We start from the raw sequence: 25,438 nt of genomic DNA, 5'->3' as shown, positions 1-25,438 counted from the left end.
TGCTGGTCCTGGCCTTCGTGCTGGTGATGAGCGTCATCAAGATCGTGCCGCAGGGGCGCGAATTCACCGTCGAGCGGTTCGGCCGCTACACCCGGACCCTGAAGCCCGGCATCAGCATCCTGACTCCCTTCGTCGAGACGATCGGGCGCAAGGTGAACATGATGGAGCAGGTGCTGGACGTGCCCCAGCAGGAGGTCATCACCAAGGACAACGTGTCGGTGAAGGTCGACGCCATCGTCTTCATCCAGGTGATGGACGCCGCCGCCGCCGCCTACCGGGTCGACAATCTGATGTACGCCATCACCCAGCTGGCCCAGACCAACCTGCGCACCGTCGTCGGCTCGATGGAGCTGGACGAGGTGCTGAGCCAGCGCGACGCGATCAACACCAGGCTGCTGTCGACCATCGACCACGCCACCGGCCCGTGGGGCGTCAAGGTGGCGCGGATCGAGATCAAGGACCTGACGCCGCCGCCGGACATCACCAACGCCATGGCCCGCCAGATGAAGGCCGAGCGCGAGAAGCGCGCGGTGATCACCGAGGCCGAGGGCGAGAAGCAGTCCCAGATCGCCCGCGCCGAGGGTCAGAAGCAGTCGGCCATCCTGCAGGCCGAGGGCCGCCGCGAGGCCGCCTTCCGCGACGCCGAGGCCCGCGAACGGGAAGCCGAGGCCGAGGCCAAGGCGACCACCTTCGTGTCCGAGGCCATCGCCAAGGGCGACGTCAACGCGATCAACTACTTCATCGCCCAGAAGTACGTCGAAGCCTTCGGCGAACTGGCCCGCAGTCCGCAGCAGAAGACGGTGATCGTGCCGGCCGACTTCTCGGGCCTGACCGGGACCGTCGCGGGGGTCGCCGAGCTGATCAAGAGCCTGGGCGCCGATACGCCGAAGGCGCCGCCGCCGTCGCGGTCTTCGTCGACCGCCGCGCCGGTCAGCGCTCAGGGCGCCCCGCCGCCCGTCGGCAAGCGCGGAGCCTGAGGTCATGGGCGCGATCGCCGGCTTCTACGCTCTGCAACCGTTCTGGCTGTGGCTGGCCGTCGCGGCCATCTGCCTGGCCATCGAGGTCTCGACCGGGACGGGCTGGCTCCTTTGGCCGGCGGCCAGCGCCTTCGTCATCGGCCTGATCGCCCAGGCCCTGCATCCGGGCGCCGTGCTCGAGATCGGCCTGTTCGCCATCCTGACCATCGCCTCGACCTATCTGGCCCGCCGCTTCCTGCGGCCGGTGCTGGAGCCGACGGGACCGGACCTCAACGACCCACTGAAGCGGCTGATCGGCCAGCGCGGCCAGGTGCTGTCGACCTTTGAGCAAGGGCGCGGCCGGGTGTTCGTCGACGGCAAGGACTGGGCGGCCGAGACCGAGGAGCCGATCCCCGCCATCAGCCAGGAAGTGGTGGTCATCGGCCTCAATGGCGCGGTGCTGAAGGTCCGCAAGATTCCGACCTGACGGAAACCTGCTGACAGAACGCGGCGCCGCCCCTGTTATCCGCCGACGGCGACACCATTTGAGCCCCGCATCAGCCACCTTGCAGGGCATGCGCGGCGCTGAGCCTCGTATCGGGGCATCGTCGCGTTTAGGGGAGACGGCGTGACTTCAATCATATCGGTGAAGGGTCTGACCAAGACCTATGCGTCTGGCCATCAGGCCCTCAAGACGATCAACCTGGACATCGAGAGGGGCGAGATCTTCGCCCTCCTGGGCCCGAACGGGGCCGGCAAGACCACCCTGATCAGCATCATCTGCGGCATCGTCAATCCCAGCCTGGGCGTCGTCCTGGCCGACGGCCACGACGTGGTGAAGGACTATCGCGCCGCCCGCACCAAGATCGGCCTGGTGCCGCAGGAACTGCACACCGACGCCTTCGAGACGGTCTGGGCCACGGTCAGTTTCTCGCGCGGCCTGTTCGGCAAGCCGCGCAATGACGCCCTGATCGAGAAGATCCTTCGCGACCTGTCCCTGTGGGACAAGAAGGACAGCAAGATCATGGCGCTGTCGGGCGGCATGAAGCGCCGGGTGATGATCGCCAAGGCGCTGAGCCACGAGCCGACCATCCTGTTCCTGGACGAGCCCACCGCCGGCGTCGACGTCGAGCTGCGCCGCGACATGTGGGAGATGGTCCGCCAGCTGCGCGAGAATGGCGTCACCATCATCCTGACCACCCACTATATCGAGGAGGCCGAGGAGATGGCCGACCGGATCGGGGTGATCAACAAGGGCGAGATCATCCTGGTCGAAGACAAGACCGTGCTGATGCGCAAGCTGGGCAAGAAACAGCTGACCGTGCACCTGCGCGAGCCGCTGACGGCCCTGCCGGCCGGCCTGGACGACGCTTCGCTCAGCCTGATCAACGACGGCGCTGACCTCGTCTACACCTTCGACGCCCAGGCCGACGACACCGGCATCGCCGATCTGCTCAAGCGCCTCGCCGAGCACGGCGTCGACTTCAAGGACCTCAAGACCGACCAGAGCTCTCTGGAAGACATCTTCGTCAGCCTGGTGAGGGCCCCGCAATGAACCTCTTCGCGATCAAGGCCATCTACCGCTTCGAGATGGCGCGGTGGTTCCGCACCCTGCTGCAGAGCATCCTGGCGCCGGTCATCTCGACCTCGCTCTATTTCGTGGTGTTCGGCTCGGCGATCGGCTCGCGCATGCAGTCGATCGACGGCGTCAGCTACGGCGCCTTCATCATCCCGGGCCTGATCATGCTGTCGCTGCTCAGCGAGAGCATCTCCAACGCCTCGTTCGGCATCTACATGCCCAAGTGGGCCGGCACGATCTACGAGCTGCTCTCGGCCCCGGTGGCCTGGTTCGAGGCGGTCACCGGCTATGTCGGCGCCGCCGCCACCAAGTCGATCTGCCTGGGCCTGCTGATCCTGGCCACCGCCCGGATCTTCGTGCCGTTCGAGATCGCCCACCCGTTCGTGATGCTGCTGTTCCTCGTCTTGACCTCGATCACCTTCAGCCTGTTCGGCTTCATCATCGGGGTCTGGGCCGACAATTTCCAGAAGCTGCAGATCGTGCCCGCCCTGATCGTGACGCCGCTGACCTTCCTGGGCGGCAGCTTCTACTCGATCAAGATGCTGCCGGAGGTCTGGCAGAAGGTCACCCTGTTCAACCCGGTGGTCTATCTGATCAGCGGCTTCCGCTGGAGCTTCTACGGCCAGTCGGACGTCGGCGTCGGCGTCAGCCTGGCCATGACCGGCGTGTTCCTGGTCGTCTGCCTGACGGCGGTGGGCTGGATCTTCAAGACGGGTTACCGGTTGAAGGTCTAGTCTTCCTCGGGGGCGTCCTCGACCGGCGTCCCCGCCTTCAGTCCTTTCATGCCGCTCGCGGCGCCGCCCTTCGCGACCAGCGCCGCCTCGGCCGCGCGGACCATCGGGCGTTCGCCGTTGAAAGCGGCCAGCAGCCGCAGGGTCTCGAAGACGCTGGGATCGGCGCGGGTGTCGATCTCGGGCTGCTGAACGATCAGGTGCAGGCCGCGCCCGTGCAGCCTCAGCGCCATGTCCAGCAGGTCGACCATTGTCCCGGCCAGGGCGTGGAAACTCGGGACCGCCAGGGCTCCGCCATCTTCCAGGGCTTCCAGCGCCCGCTCCAGCCCGGGGCGCACCACGCCGGTGGTCAGGCAGCGATCGCTGAATACCTCTTCGCAGCCCAGCAGCAGCAGGCGTTCCTCCTGGGCGGGGCTGAAGAAGGTCCCGCGCACGGGCGGCACGCGATAGTAGCCGACGAGTTTCATGCGGCGGTGCTTTGCAGACCCCGCGTGCGCTGGCGAGTGGATTTCGCGGGCGTCCACAGCTTGGCGCCTAGCCGCGCGCGAACCGCGCCCGGTAGGCGCCGGGTGTCGTCGAGAACTGGCGACGGAAGTGGTGACGCAGGGCTGGCGCGCCCAGGCCCACGGCCTCGGCGACCTGCTCGATCCCGGCCGGCGAGGTCTCCAGCAGGTCCCGCGCCCGGTTCAGGCGTTCGGCCAGCAGCCACCGGGCCGGGGTCCCGCCGGTGGCGGCCTCGAAGCGGCGCAGGAAGGTCCGCTCGCTCATCCCCGCCGCGCCGGCCAGGGTCTTGATCGTATGGTCGCCGGCCAGATCGGCGCGCATCCGGTCGAGGATCGGCGAGAGCCGCGAAGCCTCGTGCGCCACGGGCACGGGCCGCTCGACGAACTGGGCCTGGCCGCCGTCGCGATGCGGCGGCACGACCAGGCGGCGGGCCACGGTGTTGGCGGCCTCGGGTCCGAAGTCGCGGCGGATCAGGTGCAGGCCCAGGTCGATGCCCGCCGCGCTGCCGGCCGAGGTCAGGAGGTCGCCCTCGTCGACATAGAGCACGTCCGGCTGAACCGCGATCGCCGGATAGCGCTCGCGTAGCGCGTCGGCATAGCGCCAGTGGGTCGTGGCCCGGCGTCCGTCCAGCAGGCCCGTGGCCGCCAGCACGAACACGCCCGAGCAGATCGACATCAGCCGCGCGCCGTTGGCGTGAGCCTTCCGCAGCGCCTCGATCAGCGGGGCGGGCGCGGGGTGATCCATCCCCCGCCAGCCCGGGGCGACGATGACGCTGGCCTCGCTCAGCAGCTCCAGTCCGCCGTCGCCGACGATCCGCACGCCGCCCAGGCCGCGCAGGTCGCCCGGCTCCACGGCGGCGGTGGCGAAGCGGTACCAGTCCGCGCCCATCTCCGGACGCGGCAAGGCGAACAGCTCGACCGCCACGCCATATTCGAAGGTGCAGAGGCCGTCATAGGCGAGGACGACGACGAGCGGCTGAGCGTTTGGCATGATCTTTACGGTCGATGTCGATCTCGCCAGCTAACGCGCGCGGTCGCGCCAGGGCAAGTCTGCCGGCGTCAACCGTTGGAGACTTCCATGAGCCCCAAGCCGAGCTTCGTGTCCGAGATCCCCGCCGCCGCCGAGGTCGCCGCCGCCCACTTCGCCGCGCGGCTGTCGCTGGAGACCGACTGCGCCGACGTCGCCGCAGCCATGCAGGCGGGCGAGGTCGATTTCGTCCTGCTGCATGTCGTCGGTTCGCCCGACGCCTATGCCCGCCGTCACGTGCCGGGCGCGATCCACCTTCGCCACGCCGACATGACGGCCGAGCGGATGGCGCAATGGCCCGCCGACACCCTGTTCGTCGTCTATTGCGCCGGCCCGCACTGCAACGGCGCCGATCGCGCGGCGCTGAAGCTGGCCAGGCTGGGTCGGCCGGTGAAGCTGATGCTCGGCGGGATCACCGGTTGGGAGGACGAAGGCCTGCCGTTCGCGAGCGGCGAGGAGCCGGGTCGTCTCGAGGCCTAGAAGACCCTCGGATTGGCCTTGCGCAGGCCTTCGTTGGCCAGGGCGTCGGCGCGTTCGTTCAGCGGATGGCCGGCGTGACCCTTGACCCAGCGCCAGTCGACATCGTGCCGCTCGCGCGCGGCGTCGAGGCGCTTCCAAAGGTCGTCGTTCTTGACCGGGCTCTTGTCGGCGGTCTTCCAGCCGCGCGCCTTCCAGCCGCGGATCCACTCCTGGATGCCCTTCATCACGTACTGGCTGTCGGTATGCAGCTCGACCTTGCAGGGGCGGTTCAGCAGCTCCAGCGCCTGGATCGCGGCCATCAACTCCATGCGGTTGTTGGTGGTCGCCGGCTCGCCGCCGCAGATCTCTTTCTTCTTGTCGCCATAGAACAGGATGGCGCCCCAGCCGCCGGGACCCGGATTCCCCTTGCAGGCGCCGTCCGTATAGATCGTGACCTTAGGCGTCATGCGAACAGCACGAGGCCTTCGCGGTGGACGGCCAGCTTGCGCTCGTACTCCAGCGGGTCCTTCGGCTTGACCAGCGCGCCGGGCGGGGTCGAACCCCAGTCGGCCAGGCGGGTCAGGAAGAAGCGGACGGCGGCGCCGCGCGCCAGGATCGGCAGGGCTTCCTTCTCGGCCGGGCTCAGCGGGCGGCGGCGCTCATAGCCGTTCAGCAGGGCCTTGGCGGCGGTGATGTTGAAACTGCCGTCGGGCTCGAAGCACCAGGCGTTCAGGGTGACGGCCACGTCGTAGGCGTAGCTGTCCTCGCAGGCGAAATAGAAGTCGATCGCCGCGGCGAACTTGCCGTTCGACTGGAAGAAGACGTTGTCCGGGAAATAGTCGGCGTGGATCACGCCCGACGGCAGATTGCGCGGCCACATCAGGGCCAGCTGCGCCAGGTCGTTGTCGATGGTCGCCGACAGGCCGGGCTTGAGATCCTCGGCGGCCTTGCGGTGCCTGGCGAACAACGGCGACCAGGCGCTCTGGCCCAGGTCGTTGGCGCGGCGGCCGGGATAGCCCTCGCCGGCCAGGTGCAGCCAGGCCAGGCCCTCGCCGGCTTCGCGGCAGTGGGCGACGGTGGGCTTGCGCACCGACAGGCCGGGCAGGAACTCGACGATGGCGGCCGGCTTGCCGCGAAGGCTGGCCAGGGTGGCGCCCTTGCGGTCCGGGATCGGCCGGGCGCTGGGATAGCCCTTGTCGGCCAGCCAGGTCAGCAGGTTCAGGAAATAGGGCAGGTCGTCGGCCTTCACCCGCCGCTCGTAGACGGTCAGGATGTAGCGGCCCTTCTCCGTCTCGAGCAGGAAGTTGGAGTTCTCCACCCCCTCGGCGATGCCCTTGAAGGCCAGGGGCAAGCCCAGGTCGTAGCCCGCCAGGAAGGCTTCGAGTTCAGCGTCGGTGATGTCGGTATAGACGGCCATGGCGTCGGGATGCTCGACGGGAGGCCGGCGGTCAAGGGTGTGGGCAGCCCTCGTCCTTCGACAGGCTCAGGATGAGGGCTACTTTTGACGCCGCTGCGGTAGAAACCTCATCCTGAGCTTGTCGAAGGACGAGGTTTCGGCTCCGCCCAGCCTAAGCCGTCAGCAGCCTCGGCAGCTTGAACGTGATCGTTTCGCGGGCCTCGACCAGTTCCTCGACGGTGGTGTCGAAGCGCGCCGAGATGGCGTCGATGACGCCTTGCACCAGGTCTTCCGGAGCCGAGGCGCCGGCGGTCAGGCCCACGCGCGAGACGCCGTCGAACCAGGTCCAGTCGATGCCGTTGGCGTCGTCGATCAGATAGGCGGCGGTGGCGCCGGCCTTCAGGCCGACTTCCTTCAGGCGCACCGAGTTCGAGGAGTTCTTCGACCCGACCACCAGCACCAGTTCCGACTGCTCGGCCAGGTGCTTGACCGCGTCCTGGCGGTTGGTGGTGGCGTAGCAGATGTCTTCCTTGTGCGGAGCGGCGATCCCGGGGAAGCGCTCGCGCAGCAGGGCCACCATGTCCGCCGTGTCGTCGACCGACAGGGTGGTCTGGGTCAGGAAGGCCACGTTGGCGGCGTCCTTCGGCTCCCAGGCCGCGGCGTCCTTGATGTCCTCGATCAGGGTGACCGAGCCCTCGGGCAGCTGGCCCATGGTGCCGATGACTTCCGGGTGGCCGGCGTGGCCGATCAGCACGATCTCGCGGCCGGCGTCATAGTGCTTCTGGGCCTCGACGTGGACCTTGGAGACCAGCGGGCAGGTGGCGTCCAGATAGATCATCTGACGCGATTGGGCCTCGGCCGGCACCGACTTGGGCACGCCGTGGGCCGAAAACACCACGGGGCGGTCGTCGGGGGCCTCGGACAGTTCCTCGATGAACACCGCGCCCAGGGCCTTGAGCCGATCGACCACGTGGCGGTTGTGGACGATCTCGTGGCGCACATAGACCGGCGCGCCGAACTTCTCGACGGCGCGTTCGACGATCTGGATGGCGCGATCCACGCCGGCGCAGAAGCCGCGCGGGCTGGCCAGCACGAGCGAGATCGGGCGACGAACCGGCATGGGGGCGGGCGTATGGGCGTTCATGCGCGGAAACTAGTCGTTCGGATGGTCCGGCGCCAGGAGTCTGCGTCGTTGCGACGTCACGCATATGCCTTTATCAGGCTGCATGACGCCGAAGGGGCTGCATGGTCCCGCTTGGCTCTTCTTTTTCTCGAACCGGACGTTTCATGCGCCGCACTTTGCCGCTCGCCCTCAGCGCTTTGATGGCGCTCTCGATCGCCGCCACGGCGACGACTGTTCATGCGCAGATGGGACCCGGCGGCGGCCAGGGCGGCGGCCCCGACGATGACAGCGGCGCCGCCAAGAAGAAGAAGCGCGACGAGGAGTGGAACCAGCCCAAGGCGCCGCTGCAGCAGCTGCGCAACGCCGGCCCGTGCCCCTATGTGAAGGTGCTCTACGACGCCAGCCGCTATGTCGAGTTCAAGGACGGCAAGGAAGCCGCCAACCAGGCCGGCTTCACGGGCGAGATCCAGAGCATCTCGTCGGGCTGCGCCTACAAGGCCAACGAGCCGATCAGGATCCGCATCGAAGCCCTGTTCCAGCTGGGCCGCGGCCCGCAGGCCGAGGGCGACAAGCACGTCTATCGCTACTGGGTCGCCGTCACCGAGCGGAACCAGTCCGTGATCGCCAAGGAATATTTCGACCTGCCGGTGACCTTCGCGCCCGGCAAGGATCGCGCCTACGCCACCGACACGATCGAGCAGATCACCATTCCGCGCGCCGACGACAAGGTCAGCGGCAGCAACTTCGAGGTCCTGTTGGGCTTCGACGTGACCCCGGAAATGGCCGCCTTCAACCGTGACGGCAAGCGCTTCCGCGTCAATGCCGGTCAGGCCGCACAGGCTCAGCAAGCTGGGCAAGCAGGGAACACCACCAAGCAATGAACGATTTGAAGCGGTCCCTGAGTGAGGCGGCCGCGGCCGCTTTCCAGGCCGCCGGACTGCCTCCCGAATTCGGACGCGTCACCGCCTCCGACCGTCCCGACCTGGCTGATTTCCAGTGCAACGGCGCCCTCGCGGCCGCCAAGAGCGCCAAGCGCAATCCGCGCGAGATCGCCGTGCAGGTCGTCGATATCCTCAAGGGCGACCCGCGCCTGGCCTCGGTCGAGATCGCCGGAGTCGGCTTCATCAACATGCGCGTCAGCGACGAGGCCCTGTCGGCCCGCGCCCGCGAGATCGCTTCCGACGATCGCGCCGGCGCCCAGCTGCTGGAAACCCCGCGCCGGGTGCTGGTCGACTATGCCGGCCCGAACGTCGCCAAGCCGATGCACGTGGGCCACCTGCGCGCCTCGATCATCGGCGAGTCGGTCAAGCGGCTGTACCGCTTCCGCGGCGACGACGTGGTGGGCGACGCCCACTTCGGCGACTGGGGCTTCCAGATGGGCCTGCTGATCAGCGCCATCATGGACGAGGACGCGTTCATCAACGCCCTGATGCAGAAGCTTCCCGAGGCTCCGCGCGGCTTCAGCGCCGCCGACGAGGCCAAGGTGATGGCCGAGTTCGAGAGCCGCATCACCCTGGCTGACCTCGACCGCATCTATCCGGCCGCCTCGGTGCGCCAGAAGGAAGATCCGGCGTTCAAGGAACGCGCCCGCAAGGCCACCGCCGAACTGCAGAACGGCCGCTTCGGCTATCGCCTGCTATGGCGTCACTTCGTCAATGTCAGCCGCGTGGCCCTGGAGCGCGAGTTCCACGCCCTGGGCGTCGACTTCGACCTTTGGAAGGGCGAGAGCGACGTCAACGACCTGATCGAGCCGATGGTCCGCCAGCTGGAGGACAAGGGCCTGCTGGTCGACGACCAGGGCGCCCGCATCGTCCGGGTGGCCCGCGAGGGCGACAAGCAGGACGTGCCGCCGCTGCTGGTGGTGTCGTCGGAAGGCTCGGCGATGTACGGCACCACCGACCTGGCGACGATCCTGGACCGCCGCAAGTCGTTCGACCCGCACCTGATCCTCTACTGCGTGGATCAGCGGCAGGCCCTGCATTTCGAGACCGTGTTCCGCGCCGCCTACCTGGCCGGCTACGCCGCCGAGGGCTCGCTGGAGCACATCGGCTTCGGCACCATGAACGGCGCGGACGGCAAGCCGTTCAAGACCCGCGCCGGCGGCGTCCTGAAGCTGCACGACCTGATCGAGATGGCCCGCGAAAAGGCCCGCGAGCGCCTGCGCGAAGCCGGCCTCGGCGCCGAGCTGACCGAAGAGCAGTTCGAGGACACCGCCCACAAGGTCGGCGTCGCGGCTCTGAAGTTCGCCGACCTGCAGAACTTCCGCGGCACTTCCTACGTCTTCGACCTCGACCGCTTCACCAGCTTCGAGGGCAAGACCGGCCCCTACCTGCTGTACCAGTCGGTGCGCATCAAGAGCGTGCTGCGCCGCGCCGCCGAGGCCGGCGCCGTCGCCGGCCGCATCGTGATCCGCGAGCCTGCGGAGCGGGACCTGGCCATGCTGCTGGACGCCTTCGAGGGCGCCCTGCAGGAGGCCTATGACAAGAAGGCCCCCAACTTCGTGGCCGAGCACGCCTACAAGCTGGCCCAGTCGTTCTCGAAGTTCTACGCCGCCTGCCCGATCGTCAGCGCCGACACCGAGGAACTGCGCGCCTCGCGCCTGAGCCTGGCCGAGACCACCCTGCGCCAGCTGCTGCTGGCCCTCGACCTGCTCGGCATCGAAGCGCCGGAACGGATGTAGGGTTCGAGCGCCTCGCGGCGGTTGCAATCGCCGCGGGGGCGCACGACAGTCCCGGCCGCGCTTGCGTGTGTCGGGAGGGGTTATGAACAAGTCCGTGGTCGCCATGTTGATGGCGAGCGCCTGCGTCAGCGCGATCGCCGCGCCGGCCTTCGCCGAGAAGGCCAAGTCTAAAACCGACAAGTACGCCGACGCCACCGCCGGCCTGGAGCGCAAGAACGGCCTCCTGCCAGTGTTCGTCGACAAGAAGGACGGCAAGATCCTGGTGCTGCTGCCCAAGCCGGGCGCGGACGGGATCGCCGGGCGCTACATCTACCAGACCTATCTGCGGTCGGGTCTGGGCTCGAACCCGACAGGCCTGGACCGCTCGGCGCCGGGCGACACCCAGATCATCGCCTTCCGCCGCGTGGGCGGCAAGGTGATCGCCCAGTTCGAGAACTGGGGCTTTTCCGCCGCGCGGGGGTCGGCCGACGAGCAGAAGGCGGTGGCCGACTCGTTCCCGGTCTCCAGCGTCTGGTCGAACGCCATCGAGGCCGAGAGCCCGGACGGCGGCCTGCTGGTCGATGTGACCAGCTTCCTGACCCGCGACGCCCAGGGCGTCGCCAAGACGCTGAAGCGCGGCAAGCAGGGCGACTTCCGCCTGAACGACGGCCTGTCCTACGCCGATACGGGGGCGGTGAACGTCTTCCCGCTGAACGTCGAGCTGGAGGCGGTCGAGACCTTCGTCGGCGACGATCCGGGTTCGGAGGTTCGCGGCATCGTTCCCGATCCGCGCAACGTGACCCTGGCCCTGCACCACGCGTTCGTGGCCCTGCCCGAGCCGGGCTATCAGCCGCGCCAGAACGATCCGCGCGTCGGCGTCATCGACCACACCGTGGCCGACTATTCCGCGCCGCTGGGCGAGCCGCTGGTCTATCGGCTGGTCCACCGCTTCCGTCTGGAAAAGACCGATCCGACCGCCGCCCGCTCGCCGGTCAAGAAGCCGATCGTGTTCTATGTCGACCGCGCCGCGCCCGAGCCGGTGCGCTCGGCGCTGATCGAGGGCGGCCGCTGGTGGAACCAGGCCTTCGAGGCCGCCGGCTTCATCGACGCCTTCAAGGTCGAGCTGCTGCCCGAGGGCGTCAGCCCGCTGGACGCCCGCTACAGCGTCGTCAACTGGGTGCACCGCCAGACGCGCGGCTGGTCGTATGGCCACGCGGTGGTCGATCCGCGCACGGGGGAGATCATCAAGGGCGACGTGCTGCTGGGCTCGCAGCGCGTCCGCCAGGACCGGCTGATCTTCGAGGGACTGGAAGGCGCGGCGGCCACCGGCCAGGGCGGTCCCAACGACCCGATCGAGATCTCGCTGGCCCGCCTGCGCCAGCTGGCCCCGCATGAGATCGGCCACTCGATCGGCCTGCAGCACAATTTCGCCGCCAGCACCTATGGCGACCGCGCCTCGGTGATGGATTATCCGGCCCCGAGGATCGCCATCAAGGGCGGCCAGCTGGACTTCTCCGACGCCTATGGGCGCGGCGTGGGCGCCTGGGACAAGTTCGTGATCGACTGGCTATATGGGGTCGCTCCGGCCGGCGTCGACGAGAAGGCCTGGCTGAAGGCCAAGGCCGACAAGAGCCAGGCCGACGGCCTGCGCTATGTCTCCGACGAGGATGCGCGCGGGCAGGACACGCCGCATCCGGTGGGCGCGGTCTGGGACAACGGTTCCGACCCCGTCGTCGAGCTCGACCATCTGATGGCCGTGCGCAAGATCGCGTTGGACCGTTTCGGGCTTCCCAATCTGCCCAAGGGCGGGTCGGTGGCGGATCTGCGCCGCGTGATCGTGCCGATCTACATCTTCCACCGTTATCAGGTCGACGCGACGGCCAAGCTGGTCGGCGGCGTCGACTTCACCTACGCCGCCGAGGGCGATGGCCGGGAGGCCAGCAAGATCGTCCCGCCCGCCCGCCAGGCCGCCGCCATCGACGCTCTGCTGCGGACGCTGACGCCCGCCGCGCTGGACCTCTCCGACAAGACCCTGGATGTCCTGACCTCGGGCCAGTCGCAGGGCGCCGACAAGGCCAATGACATCGAGACCTTCGGCCCGGGGCCGGTCTTCGACCTGCCGGCGACGGCGGACGTCGCCGCCGACCTCGTCTGGGGCGACCTGTTCGCGCCGGCGCGCCTGAACCGTCTCATGGAGGCCAAGCGCCGCGATCCGGCCCAGCCGGGTGTCGAGGGGCTGTTGGACAAGGCCCTGGCCTTCGCCGCCTTCGACGGCAAGGCGACGGGCCGCCAAGCCGAGCTGGCGCGCCGCGTCCGCCAGAGGATGGTGGTGAATCTGGCCAACGCCCTGGGCGACAAGGACCTGTCCCCGACCGCCGCCGCGGTGATCCGCGCGCGTCTGGCCGACTGGGGCAAGGGGCTCAAGGCCGTGACCGCAAGCGACGCCGCCGACCGCGCCCAGGCTCGCGCCCTGGCTGGTGTCATTACCGACGAAAGCGGCGACCGCCTGGCCGGGCTGATCGAGGAAGGCAAGGCCAAGATCGTCATCCCGCCCGGCCCGCCGATCGGCGAGGACGATTGGTTTGTAGACTTGAACCTCTAAGTTATCCGATCTCCCCGGCGAATGCCGGGGCCCAGATCGAAGCCAAGCGCGCTAGTGGTTCTGCTCGTCGCGTGGGCGCGAGCACGTCCGACTCTCACTAATGAATCTGGGCCCCGGCATTCGCCGGGGAAATCGGAGTTGAAAGAAGCCGGTCCAGCTTGACTCTGAGGTGACCCTCCCGCATCACCCCGACGACCCTCGCGGGAGACATCGGGATTCGCTCCCGAGGCCGAAGGCGCAACCGCCCCGGAAACGCTCAGGCAAAAGGACCGCGCGGGTTTAGGAACGCTGGAAAGAGGCCTCCCGAAAGGGCGGCTCGCCGAAGGAGCAAGGCCAAACCCGTCCGGCAGAGGGGCGAGGCCGGAATCTCTCAGGTCCAAGGGACAGCGGGGGCGACTTGCCGGCGGACGCCGGTCCCGTCGCCGACCCCGCTTGGAGCCTGTCCAGTGTCCGATCAAGACCTCAAGAAGACCCCGTTGTACGAGGCCCACGTAGCGCTTGGCGCGCGCATGGTGCCGTTCGCCGGCTATTCGATGCCGGTGCAGTACAAGGACGGGGTGCTGAAGGAGCACCTCTGGACCCGCGAGCACGCCGGCCTGTTCGACGTCTCGCACATGGGCCAGGCGCGCCTGCGCGGTGAGAACCCCGCCAAGAGCTTCGAGAAGGTAGTCTCGGCCGACTACCAGGGCCTGAAGCCCGGCAAGCAGCGCTACGGCGTGCTGCTGAACGCCGAGGGCGGGATCATCGACGACCTGATGACGGCGCGCCCCGACGACGACGGCCTGTTCGTGGTGGTCAACGGCGCCTGCAAGGACAACGACTACAAGATCATCGCCGAGGCCCTGGCCGGCGAGGCCACGGTGACCCGTCTCGAGGACCGCGCGCTGCTGGCGCTGCAAGGTCCGCAGGCCGCCGTCGTCCTGGCCGCCCATGTGCCGGAAGCCGCCGGCATGGTGTTCATGGACACGCTGGCCCTGACCGCCTTCGGCGTCGACGCGATCATCTCGCGCTCGGGCTATACGGGCGAGGACGGCTACGAGATCTCGGTCCCGGCCGACGCCGCCGAGCGCATCTGGAACACCCTGCTGGCCGACGAGCGCGTCAAGCCGATCGGCCTGGGCGCGCGCGACAGCCTGCGCCTGGAAGCGGGCCTGCCGCTGTACGGCCATGACCTGGACGAGACGGTCTCGCCGATCGAGGCCGGTCTGAACTTCGCGGTCGGCAAGTCGCGCCGCGAGGCCGGCGACTATCTCGGCGCGGCCCGGATCGCCAAGGAACTGGCCGGCGAGATGTCGCGCGTCCGCGTCAATCTGAAGGTGCTGGAAGGCGCGCCGGCCCGCGAAGGCGCCGAGATCGCCGACGAAGAAGGCAATGTCATCGGCAAGGTGACCAGCGGCGGCTTCGCCCCCAGCCTGGGTTTCCCCATCGCCATCGGTTTCGCCCCGCCGGCCTATGCGGCCGTGGGGGCGAAGCTCAAGGTCATCGTTCGTGGAAAGGCCGCCGCCGCTGAAGTGGTCGCCACCCCGTTCGTCGCCAACCGTTACGTCCGCAAACTCTAATCAAGGGCCCAGGCAATGCGTTTCACCAAAGATCATGAATGGGTCATCGTCCAAGGCGACGTGGCCACCGTCGGCATCACCGCCTATGCCGCCGAGCAGCTGGGCGACGTGGTGTTCGTCGAGGTTCCGGAAGCCGGCAAGACCGTGAAGCAGGGCGAGAACCTCGCCGTGGTCGAGAGCGTCAAGGCCGCCTCGGACGTCTACGCCCCGGTGTCGGGCGAGGTCATCGAGGGCAATGCCGAGCTGGGCGACGCGCCGGAAACCGTCAACGCCCTGCCGGAAAGCGGCGGCTGGTTCGCCAAGATCCAGCTGTCGAACCCGGCCGAGGTCGACGCCCTGATGGACCGCGACGCGTACGAAGCGTTCCTCGCGACTCTCTAACTTTATCTGTCATCCCGGACGGCCGCAGGCCGATCCGGGACCGCCGGAAGCGCCGCGCTTTCCGAGGTCCCGGCTCTCCGCTCCGCTACGGCCGGGATGACAAGCTAGGTGCGATAACACAATGCGTTACCTCCCCCTGACCCCCGAAGACCGCGTCGAGATGCTCGGCGCGATCGGCGTCAAGTCGATCGACGACCTGTTCATCGACGTGCCGGCCTCGGCCCAGCGTTCCGGAACCGTCGACCTGCCGCTGCACGCCGGCGAGATCGAAGTCGAGCGCGAGATGGCCGGCCTGGCTCGTCGCAATCGCGCCGCGGGGGAGGGACCGTTCTTCTGCGGGGCCGGCGCCTATCGCCACCACGTGCCGGCCACGGTCGACCACATCATCCAGCGGTCGGAGTTCCTGACGAGCTACACGCCCTACCAGCCGGAAATCGCCCAAGGCACCTTGCAGGTGCTGTTCGAATTCCAGAGCCAGGTCGCGGCCCTGACCGGGATGGAGGTGGCCAACGCCTCGCTCTATGACGGTTCGACCGGCGCGGCCGAGGCCGTGATGATGGCCCAGCGCGTCACCCGCCGGAACAAGGCGGTGATGTCGGGCGGCGTCCACCCGCACTATGTCGAGACCATCGAGACCCTGGCCCACGCGGCCGGCGTCGCGACGGAGGCCTTGGCTCCGGCGGTCGACGCCGAGGACGCGGTGATCGCCGCCATCGACGCCGACACCGCTTGCGTCGTCGTCCAGACCCCGAACGTGTTCGGCACGGTCACCGACGTGACCCGGATCGCCGAAGCCGCCCAGGCGGCCGGCGCGCTGCTGATCGTCGTGACCACCGAGGCGGTCTCGTACGGCCTGCTGAAGTCGCCCGGCGAGATGGGCGCCGACATCGCCGTGGCCGAGGGCCAGTCGATCGGCAATGGCCTGAACTTCGGCGGCCCCTATGTCGGCCTCTTCGCCTGCAAGGAGAAGTTCGTCCGCCAGATGCCGGGCCGCCTGTGCGGCGAGACCGTCGACGCCGATGGCAAGCGCGGCTTCGTGCTGACCCTGTCGACCCGCGAGCAACATATCCGTCGCGACAAGGCCACTTCGAACATCTGCACCAACAGCGGCCTCTGCGCCCTGGCCTTCTCGATCCACATGAGCCTGCTGGGCGAGACCGGCCTGCGCCAGCTTGCCGCCCTGAACCACCAGAAGGCGGTCGCCCTGCGCGACGCCCTGAAGGCCGTGCCGGGTGTCGAGATCCTGACCCCGCGCTTTTTCAACGAGTTCGCGATCAAGCTGCCGAAGGACGCGGCCGAGGTCGTCGAGACCCTGGCCGGCCATGGCGTCATCGCCGGCGTGCCGTTCTCGCGCCTCGACGCGGACGCGGGCCTGAACGACGTGCTGCTGGTCGCGGCTACCGAGACCACGCTCGATATCGACATCCCCTTCTTCGCCAAGATCCTCACCAAGGCGGTGGCCCAATGAGCATGAACAACGTCGGCCGCCCCACGCGCCCCGAAACCGCGAACGACGCCGCCACCAGCCACGAGACCCTGACCGGCGGTCGTGGTCTCCTTCAGGACGAGGCCCTGATCTTCGAACTGAACGGCTGGGACAAGACCGGCGTCGACCTGCCCGAGGCCGCCGCGCCGTCGGGCGATCTGGCCGGCCTGCTGCGCGCCGAGCCGATCGGTCTGCCGGGCCTGTCGGAGCCCGAAGCGGTCCGCCACTATGTGCGCCTCAGCCAAAAGAACCACGCCATCGACCTGGCGCTGTATCCGCTGGGCTCGTGCACGATGAAGCACAACCCGCGCCTGAACGAGAAGATGGCGCGTCTGCCGGGCTTCTCGGACATTCACCCGCTGCAGCCGCAGTCGACCGTGCAGGGCGCCCTGCAGCTGATGGACCGCCTGGCCCACTGGCTGAAGACCCTGACCGGCATGCCGGCCGTGGCCCTGACGCCCAAGGCCGGCGCCCACGGCGAGATGTGCGGCATGCTGGCCATCCGCGCGGCCCACGAAGCCAACGGTCAGGGCCACCGCAAGACGGTGCTCGCCCCGACCAGCGCCCACGGCACCAACCCGGCCACGGCGGCCTTCGTCGGCTACACTGTCGTCGAGATCGCCCAGACGGAAGACGGCCGGGTGGACATGGCGGACCTGGAGTCCAAGCTCGGCGACCACGTCGCGGCGATCATGGTCACCAACCCCAATACCTGCGGCCTGTTCGAGCGCGACGTCGTCGAGATCGCCCGGCTGACCCACGCGGCCGGAGCCTACTTCTACTGCGACGGCGCCAATTTCAACGCCATCGTCGGCCGGGTGCGCCCGGGCGACCTGGGCGTCGACGCCATGCACATCAACCTGCACAAGACCTTCTCGACGCCCCACGGCGGCGGCGGTCCGGGCGCGGGTCCTGTGGTGCTGTCGGAGGCTTTGGCGCCCTTCGCGCCAACGCCCTGGCTGGTCCACGGCCACGACGGCTTCACCCTGGTCGAGCACGCCGGCGAAGAGGGGGCCAAGACAGCCTTCGGCCGCATGAGCGCCTTCCACGGCCAGATGGGCATGTATGTCCGCGCCTACGCCTACATGCTCAGCCACGGGGCCGACGGCCTGCGGCAGGTGGCCGAGGACGCCGTCCTCAACGCCAACTACATCAAGGCCCGCCTGAAGGACGTGATGAGCCCGGCCTTCCCGGATGGTCCGTGCATGCACGAGGCCCTGTTCGACGACAGCTGGCTGGAAGGCACCGGGGTGACCACGCTCGACTTCGCCAAGGCGATGATCGACGAGGGCTTCCACCCGATGACCATGTACTTCCCGCTGGTCGTCCACGGCGCCATGCTGATCGAGCCGACCGAAACCGAGAGCAAGCAGGAGCTGGATCGCTTCATCGAGGCGCTTCGCCTGCTCGCCGGCGCGGCCAAGGCGGGCGAGACGGAGCGCTTCAAGGGCGCGCCGTTCCACGCTCCGCTCCGCCGCCTCGATGAGACCCTGGCGGCCCGCAAGCCCCGGTTGAGGTGGAAACCTGTGGCCGCGGCGCCACTAGCCGCTGAATAGCAAATTCCATACCCCCCTTGCGACGGCAGGGCGCCTTTACGGCGCCCTGTTGTCTCCACATATCGGGGGGGCGCATCCGGGCTGACTGGCTTTTCCAGGGAGCAAGCGGCGCGCAAGCCCGTTTCGTCCCTCCCATGACTGCTTTCGCACTCGCCATGCCGCGCGCCCAACGCACCGCCGATGACCTCGCCCGCGAGCTCGTCGCGCGTTTTCTGCGCGTCATTCTGGTGACACTGGGTGTGCTGCTGGTCATCGGCGGCATACTGATCGCGCCGCTGCCCGGCCCCATGGGGCTGCCGCTGACCGTGGTCGGCCTGATGCTGGTGCTGCGCAATTCGTTCAAGGCCCGCAAGCAGTTCGTCCGCTTCCAGCACGCCCACCCCAAGCTGATCTTCCCGCTGCGCCGCCTGCTGCGCCGCGAGCCGGAAGTCGTGCTGGTGGCCTGGCAGCAGGCCCTGCGCGTCGAGCGCCTGATCGTGCCGCGCAGGTGGCGGGTGGCCGTTCGCTGGCGCAAGTCGCTGAAGCGCCGCGCCGTGAAGCCAACCGGGGCGTGAACGCGATCACCACCACTACGATCGATATCAAGCACAAGGTCCGTCGCCGCGCGCGCCTGGCCCTGCTGCTGCGCGAGTCGGCGGCGCGCGCCTTCCGCTGGATCGCCATCGGCTTCGGCGCGCTGGTGATCCTGGCCGGCGCCGTGCTGACGCCGCTGCCAGGGCACCTGGGCCTGCCGCTGCTGGTCATCGGGCTGATGATCGTGCTGCGCTACTCGTTCGCCGCGCGAAAGACCTTCATCCGCTGGCAGAAGCGCCACCCCAAACTGGTCTTCCCGATCCGACGCCTGATGCGCCGCGAGCCCGAAGTGCTGCTGGTCGTCTGGCAGCAGATGCTCCGTACGGAGAAGATGGTCCTGCGCCGCGCCCGCTGGCGCCTGCTGAAGAAGACCCGCAAGCGCGTGAAGAAGTACGTCGCGCGGAAGATGGCGAAGACGGCCTAGAGACGGGCGTCGGCTTTCGGGCAAGTTGGACGTTGGAGCGAGGCCGGCCTCATCCTATTTGCTTGCTATGGTGGGCTCCGCCTCAACATAGTCTTCGCATGACCGACGCGCACACGTTGAACATCGCCGCCCACGTCTCGACCGGGGCGCTGGCCCTGCTCATCGGTCTCATACCGTTGTTCTGCCGCAAAGGCGGTCCGCTGCATCGCTGGTCGGGGCGCGCCACTGCGGGATTGGGTCTTGTGGTCCTGTCCAGCGCGGTGCTGGCGGTGATCCTGTTTCGACCGCCGGCGCCGCTGGTCGCCGCGACCCTCACGGCCGGGTATCAGTATCTCAGCGGCTTGCGGACCTTGTCGCTCAACCGGCGCGGGCCACGCCTGCCGGACACCCTGCTGTCGATCCTGGGCGTGGGGATGGCTCTGCTCGTGGCTTTCCAGATGGGGCGAGGCACGGCGTCCTGGACCCCGGCCATTGGCTACACGACCATCGGCTATCTGCTGACGATGACGGCCTATGATCTAAGCCGGTCGCTGTGGGTCGGGGCCTGGTATCGCTGGGTCCGTCCCCTGGATCACGGCGTGAAGATGATCGGCTTCTACTTCGCCATGCTTTCAGCCGGGGTGGGCAATCTGCTGGCCGAGTGGCAGCCGCTGAGCCAGGTTCTGCCATCCGCTGTCGGTATGGCGATGATGATCGGCTTCGTCATCTGGTACGGCCTGCATCCCATCCGCTCCGGCGCTGAAAGCCGGGCCTGACGTCCGTTATTCACCCCAGGACCGACACTTCGTCCGAAAGCGTGATCCGAGGTCCGGTATCCGGCCGGCGCCGATAGCTGTTCCCCACCCGCGCCGGATCTTGGCGTTGCTGATGAATGGCGCTCGCTTCTGGGCAAAGGCGACCTCGCGACGATCCGCCCGTCGGCGCCTCTAGGCGGCGTTCATCGCCGCCTTTCATCTCAGGGCCAGGCTGCCGCGCGGAGGGGGGTTCTAAGCCGCTAAGCGCGCGGCGTCGGCGTCGATTGTGAAGTGCCCCACGCGGCGTGTCAGCTCATGCGCCTCGTCGGCCAGCGAGCGGCTGGCGGCGGTTGATTCCTCGACCATCGCGGCGTTCTGCTGGGTGACTTGATCCATCTGGTTGACGGCAATATTGACCTCGCCCAATCCCTGCGACTGCTCCTGAGCCGCGGCGGCGATCTGCTCCATGACCTGGGCCGATTGTCGGACGCCCCCGACGATGCGCTGGAGCGCCTCGCCCGTCTGGTTGACGAGCAGCACGCCGTTCTCCACATGACCGGAACTGGCCAGCATCAGGCCCTTGATCGCTCTGGCCGCTTCTGCGGAGCGCTGGGCCAGGGCCCGCACTTCCTGCGCGACGACGGCGAAGCCACGTCCGGCGTCACCGGCCCGAGCCGCCTCCACCCCAGCGTTCAGGGCTAAGAGATTGGTCTGGAAGGCGATCTCGTCGATGACGCTGAGGATTTGCTCGATTTCGTGCGACGACTTTTCGATGGCGCTCATGGCGATCACCGCCTCGGCGACGATCGCGCCGCCGCGCTCGGCGTCGTCGCGCGCGGTCTGGACCTGAGTCCTGGCCGAGGCGGCGCCGTCGGCCGAGCGGCGGACCGTCGCCAGCAGTTCTTCAAGCGCGGCGGCGGTTTCTTCGATACTTGCGGCCTGGCGTTCGGTGCGCTGGGCCAGCTGATCGGCGGCCTTGCTGATCTCCGACGAGCCGCCAAGGATGCTACGCGCGCCGCCGTCGATGGCCGCCATAGCGATGTTGAGGTGCTGAATGGCGGCGTTGAAATCCTCTTTCAATTTGGCGGCGGTGGCGGGAAATCCGGTCTGGATCTGATAGGTGAGGTCGCCAGCCGCGAGGCGATCCAGCGCCACGCCCAAATGTTCCACCACGATGGCCTGTTCGCGGGCGTGGGCGGCGCGCTCGGCGTCATGGATCACGCGATCGCGTTCGGCCGCCTGGCGCTGATCCTCCGCCCTATGCTCCACCTTCAGCTTGTCGATCGCCGATTGCTTGAAGGCCAGCACCGCATCGGCCATTTGCCCGATCTCATCGCTTCGTCCGACCGCGGGCACTTCGACGGTGTTGTCGCCGGCCGCCAGGCTCCGCATCGTGGCGGTCATATCGCGGACAGGGTTGGCGATCGCCCGGGTCAGAAGCCAACCCATGGCGCAGGCAAGGCCGATCGTCAGCACGCCGACAACGCCCAGGCCGATTTCAGCCCAACGATATAGCGCCGACAGCGAGGCCTCGCGCTGGTTCCGCGCGGCCTCGGAGTGTTCGGCGATCTCCTTGCCAACCTTGCGGACGGCGGTGAGACGTCCTGCGGTCAGCAGTGATGCGCGGGCGGCCTCTAGTTTTGTCGGATCTCCGCCCTCGGCGATCTGGAGATCGGTCTGGCCCGAGAAGGTTTGAACGGCCGAGGCGAAGCGCGTCAAACGGTCCTTGTCGCCGTCGTCGGTAGGCTCGGCGAGAAGGACATCGAGAGCCGCCGCATAGTCGGCCTTGAAGCCGTTGTAGCGCTTGAGGAATGACGGATCGTTGGTCGCCAGATAGCCGCGGACGGCGTTCTGTTGTTCGACAAGGGCGTCGTTGGCTTTGGCCATCAGGCTGTCGCGCGTCAGGTCGCGGTGATCCTCGGCCGCCCTGGCCTTGATGGTTTGCTCGCCGGTCAGGACCAGAACGCACACCAAAGCCACCAAGGTCACCAGCACGGTGAAGGCCGCCACGAGCTTGTGGGCGATCTTTAGGGAGCCAAACATGTCGAACCTCGCTGATTAACGGCGATAGTGCTCATGGACGGCGTTAACGGAGACCTCGGCTTGGGCTGTCCGCGTCAGTTAGCCGCGTGTTGCTTAAGGTCCGCGTCCTTGAAAATCCCTATGCCTGCTTCGTGATACGAGGCGGAGCTTTCGAGGGACCGGGAGCGAAGTCGGCTTCCCCCTCTTCTCAAACGCCTGCCGGGTCCGCTTTCGAAGGCGCCCAGAAGAAAGGGCGCGGACCTTGCGATCCGCGCCCTCTTGTCTTGTCCGATGTCGCTAGCCGCTATTGCAGCTTGGCGCCCATCTGGCTGATCGCGGCGTCGACCAGGCCGTCGTTCGTCGAACCGGCGAGGCGGGCGGCCAGGACGGTCTCGGCGGCTTGCGCGGCCAGATCGACCGCGGCGGCCTTCACGTCGGCGGCGGCTTGCGCCTCGGCCTGGGCGATCTTGCGTTCGGCCATTTCGGCGCGGCGCTTGATCTGCTCCTCGAGCTTTTCCTTGGCTTCCTCGGCCATCCGCTTGGCGTCGGCCTTGGCGGCGTCCATCATCGCGACGGCTTGGCGTTCGGCTTCCTCGCGCTGGGCCTTGACGTCCGCGAGCAGGGCTTGGGCCTCTTCACGCAGGTGCTGGGCTTCGTCGAGCTCGGCCTTGATCTTGGCGGCGTAGCCGTCCAGGGCGCCGAACAGCGCGCCCGGCAGGACCTTCAGATAGACCAGCAGGCCGAAGAAGATCACCAGGGCGACCAGAACCCAGAACTCGGGGTTCGAGAGGCTGAACAGGGATTCGTGTTCCATCGTCAGCGCTCCTTAGGCCAGGGCCGACTTCAGCTCGGCGGCGGTGGCCACCTTGCCGGTCAGCTTCTCGACGATCGCGCCGGCCGTCTCCTGAGCCACTTCGCGGACATGGCTCATGGCCGTGTCGCGGGCGGCCTGGATCGAAGCCTCGGCCGCGGCCAGCTTCTCGGCCAGGACGGCCTCTTCCTTGGCCTGACGCTCGGCGGCTTCGGCCGAAGCCTTGGCCTTCGCATCGGCGGCCGTCTTCTGGGCCTTGGCGCGCGCCTCGGCCACTTCGGCGGCGGCCGCGCGGGCCTGGGCTTCCGCCTCGTCCTTCAGACGACGGGCGTCGGCGATGTCGCCGGCGATCTTGGCGCCGCGCTCGTCGATCGCGCCGCTGACGCGGGGCAGCAGGCCCTTCGACAGCACCGCGTAGAGGACGGCGAAGATGAGCAGCAGCCAGACGATCTGACCACCCCAGTGCTCGAACTGCAGCTGCGGAAGGCCGCCGCTTTCGTGCTTGGGGGCTTCAGTCGTCTCGACCGTGCCGTGATGTTCCGTCGCCATGGGCGAAGGCGCCTCTCAGCTAGTGCGCTTGGAGCGGACCGTGATCCGGCCCGCTCCAGGAAGCGCGAGAAAACAAAAGCATGGAGCGCGTCGCTTCCGTTGAAGCGCCGCGCTCCAGGGTCGGATTACGAGAACAGGATCAGGAAGGCGATGACCAGGGCGAAGATGCCCAGGGCTTCCGTCAGGGCCATGCCCAGGAACAGCATCGGGCGCTCTTGAGCGGCGGCCGTCGGGTTGCGCAGGGCGCCTTGGAAGTAGTTGCCGAACATCACGCCCAGGCCAACGCCCGCGCCGATCATGCCGAGCATGGCCAGGCCAGCGCCGATGTACTTAGCTGCAGCAGCGTCCATGATAGAGACTCCTTGGAAGGGTATTTGTTGGAAAGACTAAAGGTTGATCAGTGGCTGTCGAGGTGCACGACGTCGTTGATGTAGACGCAGGCGAGCACCGCGAACACGAAGGCCTGCAGGAAGGCCACCATGAACTCGAGGGCCGTCAGGGCGACGACCGAGGTCAGGGCCAGGGCCGAACCGGCCCAGCCCAGTACGCCGAGACCGCCCAGGGCGATCACGAAGCCGGCGAAGATCTTCAGCACCACGTGGCCGCCCAGCATGTTGCCGAACAGACGAAGGCCCAGGGTGATGGGGCGGATCAGGAACGACAGGATCTCGATCGGCACCAGCAGGAAGTACAGCGGCCACGGCACGCCCGACGGGGCGAACAGCTTGAAGAACTTCAGGCCGTTCTTGGCGAAGCCGACGGCGACCACGGTCAGGATGACCATCAGGCCCAGCGTCAGGGTCACGGCCAGCTGCGACGTGGCGGTGAACACCAGGAACATGCCCTGAATGTTCATGAACAGCACGAAGACGAACAGCGTGAAGATGAAGGGCAGGAACTTCTTGCCGTCGTGGCCGATGATCGACTCCGAGAGCCCATCGACCAGTCCGTAGAGCATCTCGCCGACCGACTGCAGGCGGCCCGGGATGACGGCCTTGCGCGCCGCCAGGCTGTAGAAGGTGATGACCAGCAGCGCCGCCAGCATCATCGCGAACACCGAGTTCGTGATCGACAGGTCGATAGCGCCGAGCCCGGGAACGGTCACGGTGGGCAGTTCCATGATCTTCTGGATCTGGAACTGGTGCATCGGATCGGCCATCGGCCCTAGTCTCTCTTCTGCTTGGGGGCGGTTGACCCGCCTCCCGTGTCTCCGCCGGCATTCCCTTGAGGGGACGGCGCCGACGCCTGCGCGCTCATTTTCGTCGCCTTGCGGACGACGGAGAAAATCGAGAGCCCCAAGCCGATCAGCAGACCGCCGACCATGCCCCAGGGGCTCGTGTGGACATAATGGTCGAGCAACCAGCCGAAGCCGAGACCCACCAGTACGCCCCCGATCAGATCCGCCAGGAGGCGATAGCCGTCCTGGTTGGCCTTTTCGGACGCGGCTTTCGCCGGCTTTTCCGCCGCCTTCCTCGCCTCAAATGCGTCGAGCCGAGCGTCGAGGCTTACCAGAGCCTTGTCGTTCGGTTCGTCGGCCTTGGGCATGGGAGCGGCAGGTCCGAAAACGCCGCGGGCGCGCCAAAACAAGGCGCATTTCCGGCCGGCTTGATCGGCGCGGAACCTATAGACCTCGCCGCAGTGCGTCAAGGTAAGCGCTTCGCGGGCCAAGTTACGGGAATACTTAAGGATTTCGCCTTTGGCTTAAAGGGAAGGCAAAACCATCCCCCTTTTCATTCGATTGGCCGTTCGTTAGCGCCCCTACCGGAAGCGGGAACGGCTTCCTACATCACACGCGTTCTTTCGGCGCCACACCCCATAGGCAAGGTGCGGCGCAGCCCAATCACGCATTGATTTTTTCGTCGATCTGGGTTTTAGAGCCGCCGCCTCCAAACAATACGAAGATTCATGTCGCACCTGAAGAACACCGGATTCGCCGATCGCATCTCCTCCCAGCAAGAGGCCAAGAAGGCCATGCTGGCAAAGTTCAAGGCCAAGCCGACCGTCCAGGACCCCGATTTCGACAAGCGCGAGGAACTGCGCGCCGCCGAACTCGAGGCTGTCCGCGCCGCCCGCGCCGAGGCCAAGGAAAAAGCCCGTCTCGAGGCCCTGGCTCGCCAGGAAGAGATCATGGCCGTCAAGCGCGCCGAGCGCAAAGAGCGCAAGGCCGTCGAGGCCGCCGAGATGCGCGTGCGCAAGGAAGAGAAGGCCAAGGAGCGCGACGAACTGCGCGCCCTGGGCAAGACCAGCAACAGCAAGGCCAACCGCGCTCACGCGTGGGGCAGCCTCCTGGGCTGATCCGAGAAGGGGC

General features: G+C 67.7%; 27 protein-coding genes and 1 riboswitch. Of the genes, 16 read left to right on the top strand and 11 right to left on the bottom strand.

Going from position 1 to position 25,438, the window contains the following annotated elements:
* The first annotated feature begins 26 nt into the window (after positions 1 to 26).
* The 4 genes from AC1RJ9_RS13560 (at position 27) to AC1RJ9_RS13545 (ending at position 3,269) form a co-directional block, all read left to right on the top strand.
* The gene (locus AC1RJ9_RS13560) at positions 27 to 977 is read left to right on the top strand and encodes an SPFH domain-containing protein (RefSeq protein ID WP_492837578.1); all 951 of its coding nucleotides are present in this window, start codon (positions 27 to 29) and stop codon (positions 975 to 977) included.
* Between the two features lie 4 nt (positions 978 to 981).
* Positions 982 to 1,443: an NfeD family protein gene (locus AC1RJ9_RS13555; RefSeq protein WP_492837418.1), complete on the top strand. Its 462-nt coding sequence runs from the start codon at positions 982 to 984 to the stop codon at positions 1,441 to 1,443.
* 117 nt (positions 1,444 to 1,560) lie between these two features.
* Entirely contained in the window at positions 1,561 to 2,511 is a 951-nt protein-coding gene (locus tag AC1RJ9_RS13550) for an ATP-binding cassette domain-containing protein (RefSeq protein ID WP_492837576.1), read from the top strand.
* Positions 2,508 to 3,269 carry an ABC transporter permease gene (locus tag AC1RJ9_RS13545; RefSeq protein WP_492837417.1) on the top strand — a complete coding sequence of 254 codons (762 nt, stop codon included), beginning with the start codon at positions 2,508 to 2,510 and terminating at the stop codon, positions 3,267 to 3,269. Before AC1RJ9_RS13550 ends, AC1RJ9_RS13545 begins: the two co-directional genes overlap by 4 nt.
* On the opposite strand, the gene AC1RJ9_RS13540 is transcribed toward AC1RJ9_RS13545, so the two are convergent.
* Positions 3,266 to 3,733 (bottom strand): recombinase family protein, encoded by a 468-nt coding sequence (locus tag AC1RJ9_RS13540; RefSeq protein ID WP_492837416.1) that lies wholly within the window; start codon positions 3,731 to 3,733, stop codon positions 3,266 to 3,268. The two genes, AC1RJ9_RS13545 and AC1RJ9_RS13540, sit on opposite strands and share 4 nt — an antisense overlap.
* 67 nt (positions 3,734 to 3,800) lie before the next feature.
* Positions 3,801 to 4,760 (bottom strand): transcriptional regulator FtrA, encoded by a 960-nt coding sequence (ftrA, locus tag AC1RJ9_RS13535; RefSeq protein WP_492837414.1) that lies wholly within the window; start codon positions 4,758 to 4,760, stop codon positions 3,801 to 3,803.
* 87 nt (positions 4,761 to 4,847) lie between these two features.
* Between ftrA and AC1RJ9_RS13530 the strand changes: the two genes are divergently transcribed.
* A complete protein-coding gene (locus tag AC1RJ9_RS13530) occupies positions 4,848 to 5,276 on the top strand; it encodes a rhodanese-like domain-containing protein (RefSeq protein WP_492837413.1) in 429 nt (142 codons plus the stop codon).
* Here the strand turns inward: AC1RJ9_RS13530 and rnhA are convergent.
* From rnhA to ispH, 3 genes are all read right to left on the bottom strand, one after another.
* Positions 5,273 to 5,722, bottom strand: a complete 450-nt coding sequence (gene rnhA, locus AC1RJ9_RS13525; protein WP_492837412.1) for a ribonuclease HI — start codon at positions 5,720 to 5,722, stop codon at positions 5,273 to 5,275. The genes AC1RJ9_RS13530 and rnhA overlap by 4 nt on opposite strands.
* Positions 5,719 to 6,672 carry a homoserine kinase gene (thrB, locus tag AC1RJ9_RS13520; RefSeq protein ID WP_492837411.1) on the bottom strand — a complete coding sequence of 318 codons (954 nt, stop codon included), beginning with the start codon at positions 6,670 to 6,672 and terminating at the stop codon, positions 5,719 to 5,721. Before thrB ends, rnhA begins: the two co-directional genes overlap by 4 nt.
* A gap of 151 nt (positions 6,673 to 6,823) precedes the next feature.
* Positions 6,824 to 7,771, bottom strand: a complete 948-nt coding sequence (gene ispH / locus AC1RJ9_RS13515) for a 4-hydroxy-3-methylbut-2-enyl diphosphate reductase (protein WP_492837410.1) — start codon at positions 7,769 to 7,771, stop codon at positions 6,824 to 6,826.
* A 167-nt stretch (positions 7,772 to 7,938) separates the two neighbouring features.
* On the opposite strand from ispH, the gene AC1RJ9_RS13510 reads away from it, so the two are divergent.
* The 10 genes from AC1RJ9_RS13510 to AC1RJ9_RS13465 all read left to right on the top strand — a co-directional run bounded on the left by AC1RJ9_RS13510 (position 7,939) and on the right by AC1RJ9_RS13465 (position 19,769).
* Complete coding sequence (locus AC1RJ9_RS13510; RefSeq protein WP_492837409.1) at positions 7,939 to 8,655, top strand: Tat pathway signal sequence domain protein; 717 nt, start codon at positions 7,939 to 7,941, stop codon at positions 8,653 to 8,655.
* On the top strand, positions 8,652 to 10,454 hold the full coding sequence (argS, locus tag AC1RJ9_RS13505; RefSeq protein WP_492837408.1) for an arginine--tRNA ligase: 1,803 nt from the start codon (positions 8,652 to 8,654) through the stop codon (positions 10,452 to 10,454). The genes AC1RJ9_RS13510 and argS overlap by 4 nt, the downstream gene beginning before the upstream one ends.
* 82 nt (positions 10,455 to 10,536) lie before the next feature.
* The gene (locus AC1RJ9_RS13500; protein WP_492837407.1) at positions 10,537 to 13,035 is read left to right on the top strand and encodes a zinc-dependent metalloprotease; all 2,499 of its coding nucleotides are present in this window, start codon (positions 10,537 to 10,539) and stop codon (positions 13,033 to 13,035) included.
* A gap of 191 nt (positions 13,036 to 13,226) precedes the next feature.
* Positions 13,227 to 13,317: riboswitch (glycine riboswitch) on the top strand.
* A gap of 164 nt (positions 13,318 to 13,481) precedes the next feature.
* Positions 13,482 to 14,594 (top strand): glycine cleavage system aminomethyltransferase GcvT, encoded by a 1,113-nt coding sequence (gene gcvT / locus AC1RJ9_RS13495; protein ID WP_492837406.1) that lies wholly within the window; start codon positions 13,482 to 13,484, stop codon positions 14,592 to 14,594.
* Positions 14,595 to 14,609: 15 nt separating this feature from the next.
* Positions 14,610 to 14,975, top strand: a complete 366-nt coding sequence (gcvH, locus tag AC1RJ9_RS13490) for a glycine cleavage system protein GcvH (protein WP_492837405.1) — start codon at positions 14,610 to 14,612, stop codon at positions 14,973 to 14,975.
* A 121-nt stretch (positions 14,976 to 15,096) separates the two neighbouring features.
* Positions 15,097 to 16,443: an aminomethyl-transferring glycine dehydrogenase subunit GcvPA gene (gene gcvPA / locus AC1RJ9_RS13485; RefSeq protein ID WP_492837404.1), complete on the top strand. Its 1,347-nt coding sequence runs from the start codon at positions 15,097 to 15,099 to the stop codon at positions 16,441 to 16,443.
* Positions 16,440 to 18,017, top strand: coding sequence for an aminomethyl-transferring glycine dehydrogenase subunit GcvPB (gene gcvPB, locus AC1RJ9_RS13480; RefSeq protein WP_492837403.1), 1,578 nt, complete (start codon positions 16,440 to 16,442; stop codon positions 18,015 to 18,017). Before gcvPA ends, gcvPB begins: the two co-directional genes overlap by 4 nt.
* 134 nt (positions 18,018 to 18,151) lie before the next feature.
* Positions 18,152 to 18,571, top strand: a complete 420-nt coding sequence (locus tag AC1RJ9_RS13475; protein ID WP_492837402.1) for a hypothetical protein — start codon at positions 18,152 to 18,154, stop codon at positions 18,569 to 18,571.
* Positions 18,568 to 19,014 (top strand): hypothetical protein, encoded by a 447-nt coding sequence (locus tag AC1RJ9_RS13470; protein WP_492837401.1) that lies wholly within the window; start codon positions 18,568 to 18,570, stop codon positions 19,012 to 19,014. The genes AC1RJ9_RS13475 and AC1RJ9_RS13470 overlap by 4 nt, the downstream gene beginning before the upstream one ends.
* A gap of 98 nt (positions 19,015 to 19,112) precedes the next feature.
* Entirely contained in the window at positions 19,113 to 19,769 is a 657-nt protein-coding gene (locus AC1RJ9_RS13465) for a hypothetical protein (RefSeq protein WP_492837400.1), read from the top strand.
* A 231-nt stretch (positions 19,770 to 20,000) separates the two neighbouring features.
* Here AC1RJ9_RS13465 and AC1RJ9_RS13460 read toward each other — a convergent pair whose 3' ends face one another.
* The 6 genes from AC1RJ9_RS13460 to AC1RJ9_RS13435 all read right to left on the bottom strand — a co-directional run bounded on the left by AC1RJ9_RS13460 (position 20,001) and on the right by AC1RJ9_RS13435 (position 24,675).
* Positions 20,001 to 21,791, bottom strand: coding sequence for a methyl-accepting chemotaxis protein (locus tag AC1RJ9_RS13460; protein WP_492837399.1), 1,791 nt, complete (start codon positions 21,789 to 21,791; stop codon positions 20,001 to 20,003).
* A 283-nt stretch (positions 21,792 to 22,074) separates the two neighbouring features.
* Positions 22,075 to 22,584, bottom strand: coding sequence for a F0F1 ATP synthase subunit B (locus AC1RJ9_RS13455; protein WP_492837398.1), 510 nt, complete (start codon positions 22,582 to 22,584; stop codon positions 22,075 to 22,077).
* 12 nt (positions 22,585 to 22,596) lie between these two features.
* Complete coding sequence (locus AC1RJ9_RS13450) at positions 22,597 to 23,130, bottom strand: F0F1 ATP synthase subunit B family protein (RefSeq protein WP_492837397.1); 534 nt, start codon at positions 23,128 to 23,130, stop codon at positions 22,597 to 22,599.
* A gap of 125 nt (positions 23,131 to 23,255) precedes the next feature.
* Positions 23,256 to 23,480 carry a F0F1 ATP synthase subunit C gene (locus tag AC1RJ9_RS13445; protein ID WP_004615714.1) on the bottom strand — a complete coding sequence of 75 codons (225 nt, stop codon included), beginning with the start codon at positions 23,478 to 23,480 and terminating at the stop codon, positions 23,256 to 23,258.
* A 47-nt stretch (positions 23,481 to 23,527) separates the two neighbouring features.
* Positions 23,528 to 24,289, bottom strand: a complete 762-nt coding sequence (locus tag AC1RJ9_RS13440) for a F0F1 ATP synthase subunit A (protein WP_492837396.1) — start codon at positions 24,287 to 24,289, stop codon at positions 23,528 to 23,530.
* Between the two features lie 5 nt (positions 24,290 to 24,294).
* Positions 24,295 to 24,675 carry an AtpZ/AtpI family protein gene (locus tag AC1RJ9_RS13435; RefSeq protein WP_492837395.1) on the bottom strand — a complete coding sequence of 127 codons (381 nt, stop codon included), beginning with the start codon at positions 24,673 to 24,675 and terminating at the stop codon, positions 24,295 to 24,297.
* A gap of 360 nt (positions 24,676 to 25,035) precedes the next feature.
* Between AC1RJ9_RS13435 and AC1RJ9_RS13430 the strand changes: the two genes are divergently transcribed.
* Positions 25,036 to 25,425, top strand: a complete 390-nt coding sequence (locus AC1RJ9_RS13430; RefSeq protein WP_492837394.1) for a DUF6481 family protein — start codon at positions 25,036 to 25,038, stop codon at positions 25,423 to 25,425.
* The last annotated feature ends 13 nt before the right edge of the window (positions 25,426 to 25,438 follow it).

The organism is Caulobacter sp. GW822-FHT07D08 (assembly GCF_058798735.1).
Note: the sequence above shows the minus strand (reverse complement) of the source record. Positions and strands in the feature narration are given on the sequence as shown.

Coding starts and splice junctions, on each gene's coding strand:
- AC1RJ9_RS13545 (WP_492837417.1), top strand. CDS start 2,508: ATGAACCTCTTCGCGATCAAGGCCATCTACCGCTTCGAGATGGCGCGG.
- AC1RJ9_RS13440 (WP_492837396.1), bottom strand. CDS start 24,289: ATGGCCGATCCGATGCACCAGTTCCAGATCCAGAAGATCATGGAACTG.
- AC1RJ9_RS13560 (WP_492837578.1), top strand. CDS start 27: ATGAGCGTCATCAAGATCGTGCCGCAGGGGCGCGAATTCACCGTCGAG.
- gcvH (WP_492837405.1), top strand. CDS start 14,610: ATGCGTTTCACCAAAGATCATGAATGGGTCATCGTCCAAGGCGACGTG.
- AC1RJ9_RS13445 (WP_004615714.1), bottom strand. CDS start 23,480: ATGGACGCTGCTGCAGCTAAGTACATCGGCGCTGGCCTGGCCATGCTC.
- AC1RJ9_RS13510 (WP_492837409.1), top strand. CDS start 7,939: ATGCGCCGCACTTTGCCGCTCGCCCTCAGCGCTTTGATGGCGCTCTCG.
- AC1RJ9_RS13555 (WP_492837418.1), top strand. CDS start 982: ATGGGCGCGATCGCCGGCTTCTACGCTCTGCAACCGTTCTGGCTGTGG.
- gcvPA (WP_492837404.1), top strand. CDS start 15,097: ATGCGTTACCTCCCCCTGACCCCCGAAGACCGCGTCGAGATGCTCGGC.
- ftrA (WP_492837414.1), bottom strand. CDS start 4,760: ATGCCAAACGCTCAGCCGCTCGTCGTCGTCCTCGCCTATGACGGCCTC.
- rnhA (WP_492837412.1), bottom strand. CDS start 5,722: ATGACGCCTAAGGTCACGATCTATACGGACGGCGCCTGCAAGGGGAAT.
- ispH (WP_492837410.1), bottom strand. CDS start 7,771: ATGCCGGTTCGTCGCCCGATCTCGCTCGTGCTGGCCAGCCCGCGCGGC.
- AC1RJ9_RS13430 (WP_492837394.1), top strand. CDS start 25,036: ATGTCGCACCTGAAGAACACCGGATTCGCCGATCGCATCTCCTCCCAG.
- AC1RJ9_RS13465 (WP_492837400.1), top strand. CDS start 19,113: ATGACCGACGCGCACACGTTGAACATCGCCGCCCACGTCTCGACCGGG.
- AC1RJ9_RS13435 (WP_492837395.1), bottom strand. CDS start 24,675: ATGCCCAAGGCCGACGAACCGAACGACAAGGCTCTGGTAAGCCTCGAC.
- AC1RJ9_RS13530 (WP_492837413.1), top strand. CDS start 4,848: ATGAGCCCCAAGCCGAGCTTCGTGTCCGAGATCCCCGCCGCCGCCGAG.
- AC1RJ9_RS13475 (WP_492837402.1), top strand. CDS start 18,152: ATGACTGCTTTCGCACTCGCCATGCCGCGCGCCCAACGCACCGCCGAT.
- gcvPB (WP_492837403.1), top strand. CDS start 16,440: ATGAGCATGAACAACGTCGGCCGCCCCACGCGCCCCGAAACCGCGAAC.
- AC1RJ9_RS13450 (WP_492837397.1), bottom strand. CDS start 23,130: ATGGCGACGGAACATCACGGCACGGTCGAGACGACTGAAGCCCCCAAG.
- thrB (WP_492837411.1), bottom strand. CDS start 6,672: ATGGCCGTCTATACCGACATCACCGACGCTGAACTCGAAGCCTTCCTG.
- AC1RJ9_RS13540 (WP_492837416.1), bottom strand. CDS start 3,733: ATGAAACTCGTCGGCTACTATCGCGTGCCGCCCGTGCGCGGGACCTTC.
- AC1RJ9_RS13500 (WP_492837407.1), top strand. CDS start 10,537: ATGAACAAGTCCGTGGTCGCCATGTTGATGGCGAGCGCCTGCGTCAGC.
- AC1RJ9_RS13460 (WP_492837399.1), bottom strand. CDS start 21,791: ATGTTTGGCTCCCTAAAGATCGCCCACAAGCTCGTGGCGGCCTTCACC.
- AC1RJ9_RS13455 (WP_492837398.1), bottom strand. CDS start 22,584: ATGGAACACGAATCCCTGTTCAGCCTCTCGAACCCCGAGTTCTGGGTT.
- argS (WP_492837408.1), top strand. CDS start 8,652: ATGAACGATTTGAAGCGGTCCCTGAGTGAGGCGGCCGCGGCCGCTTTC.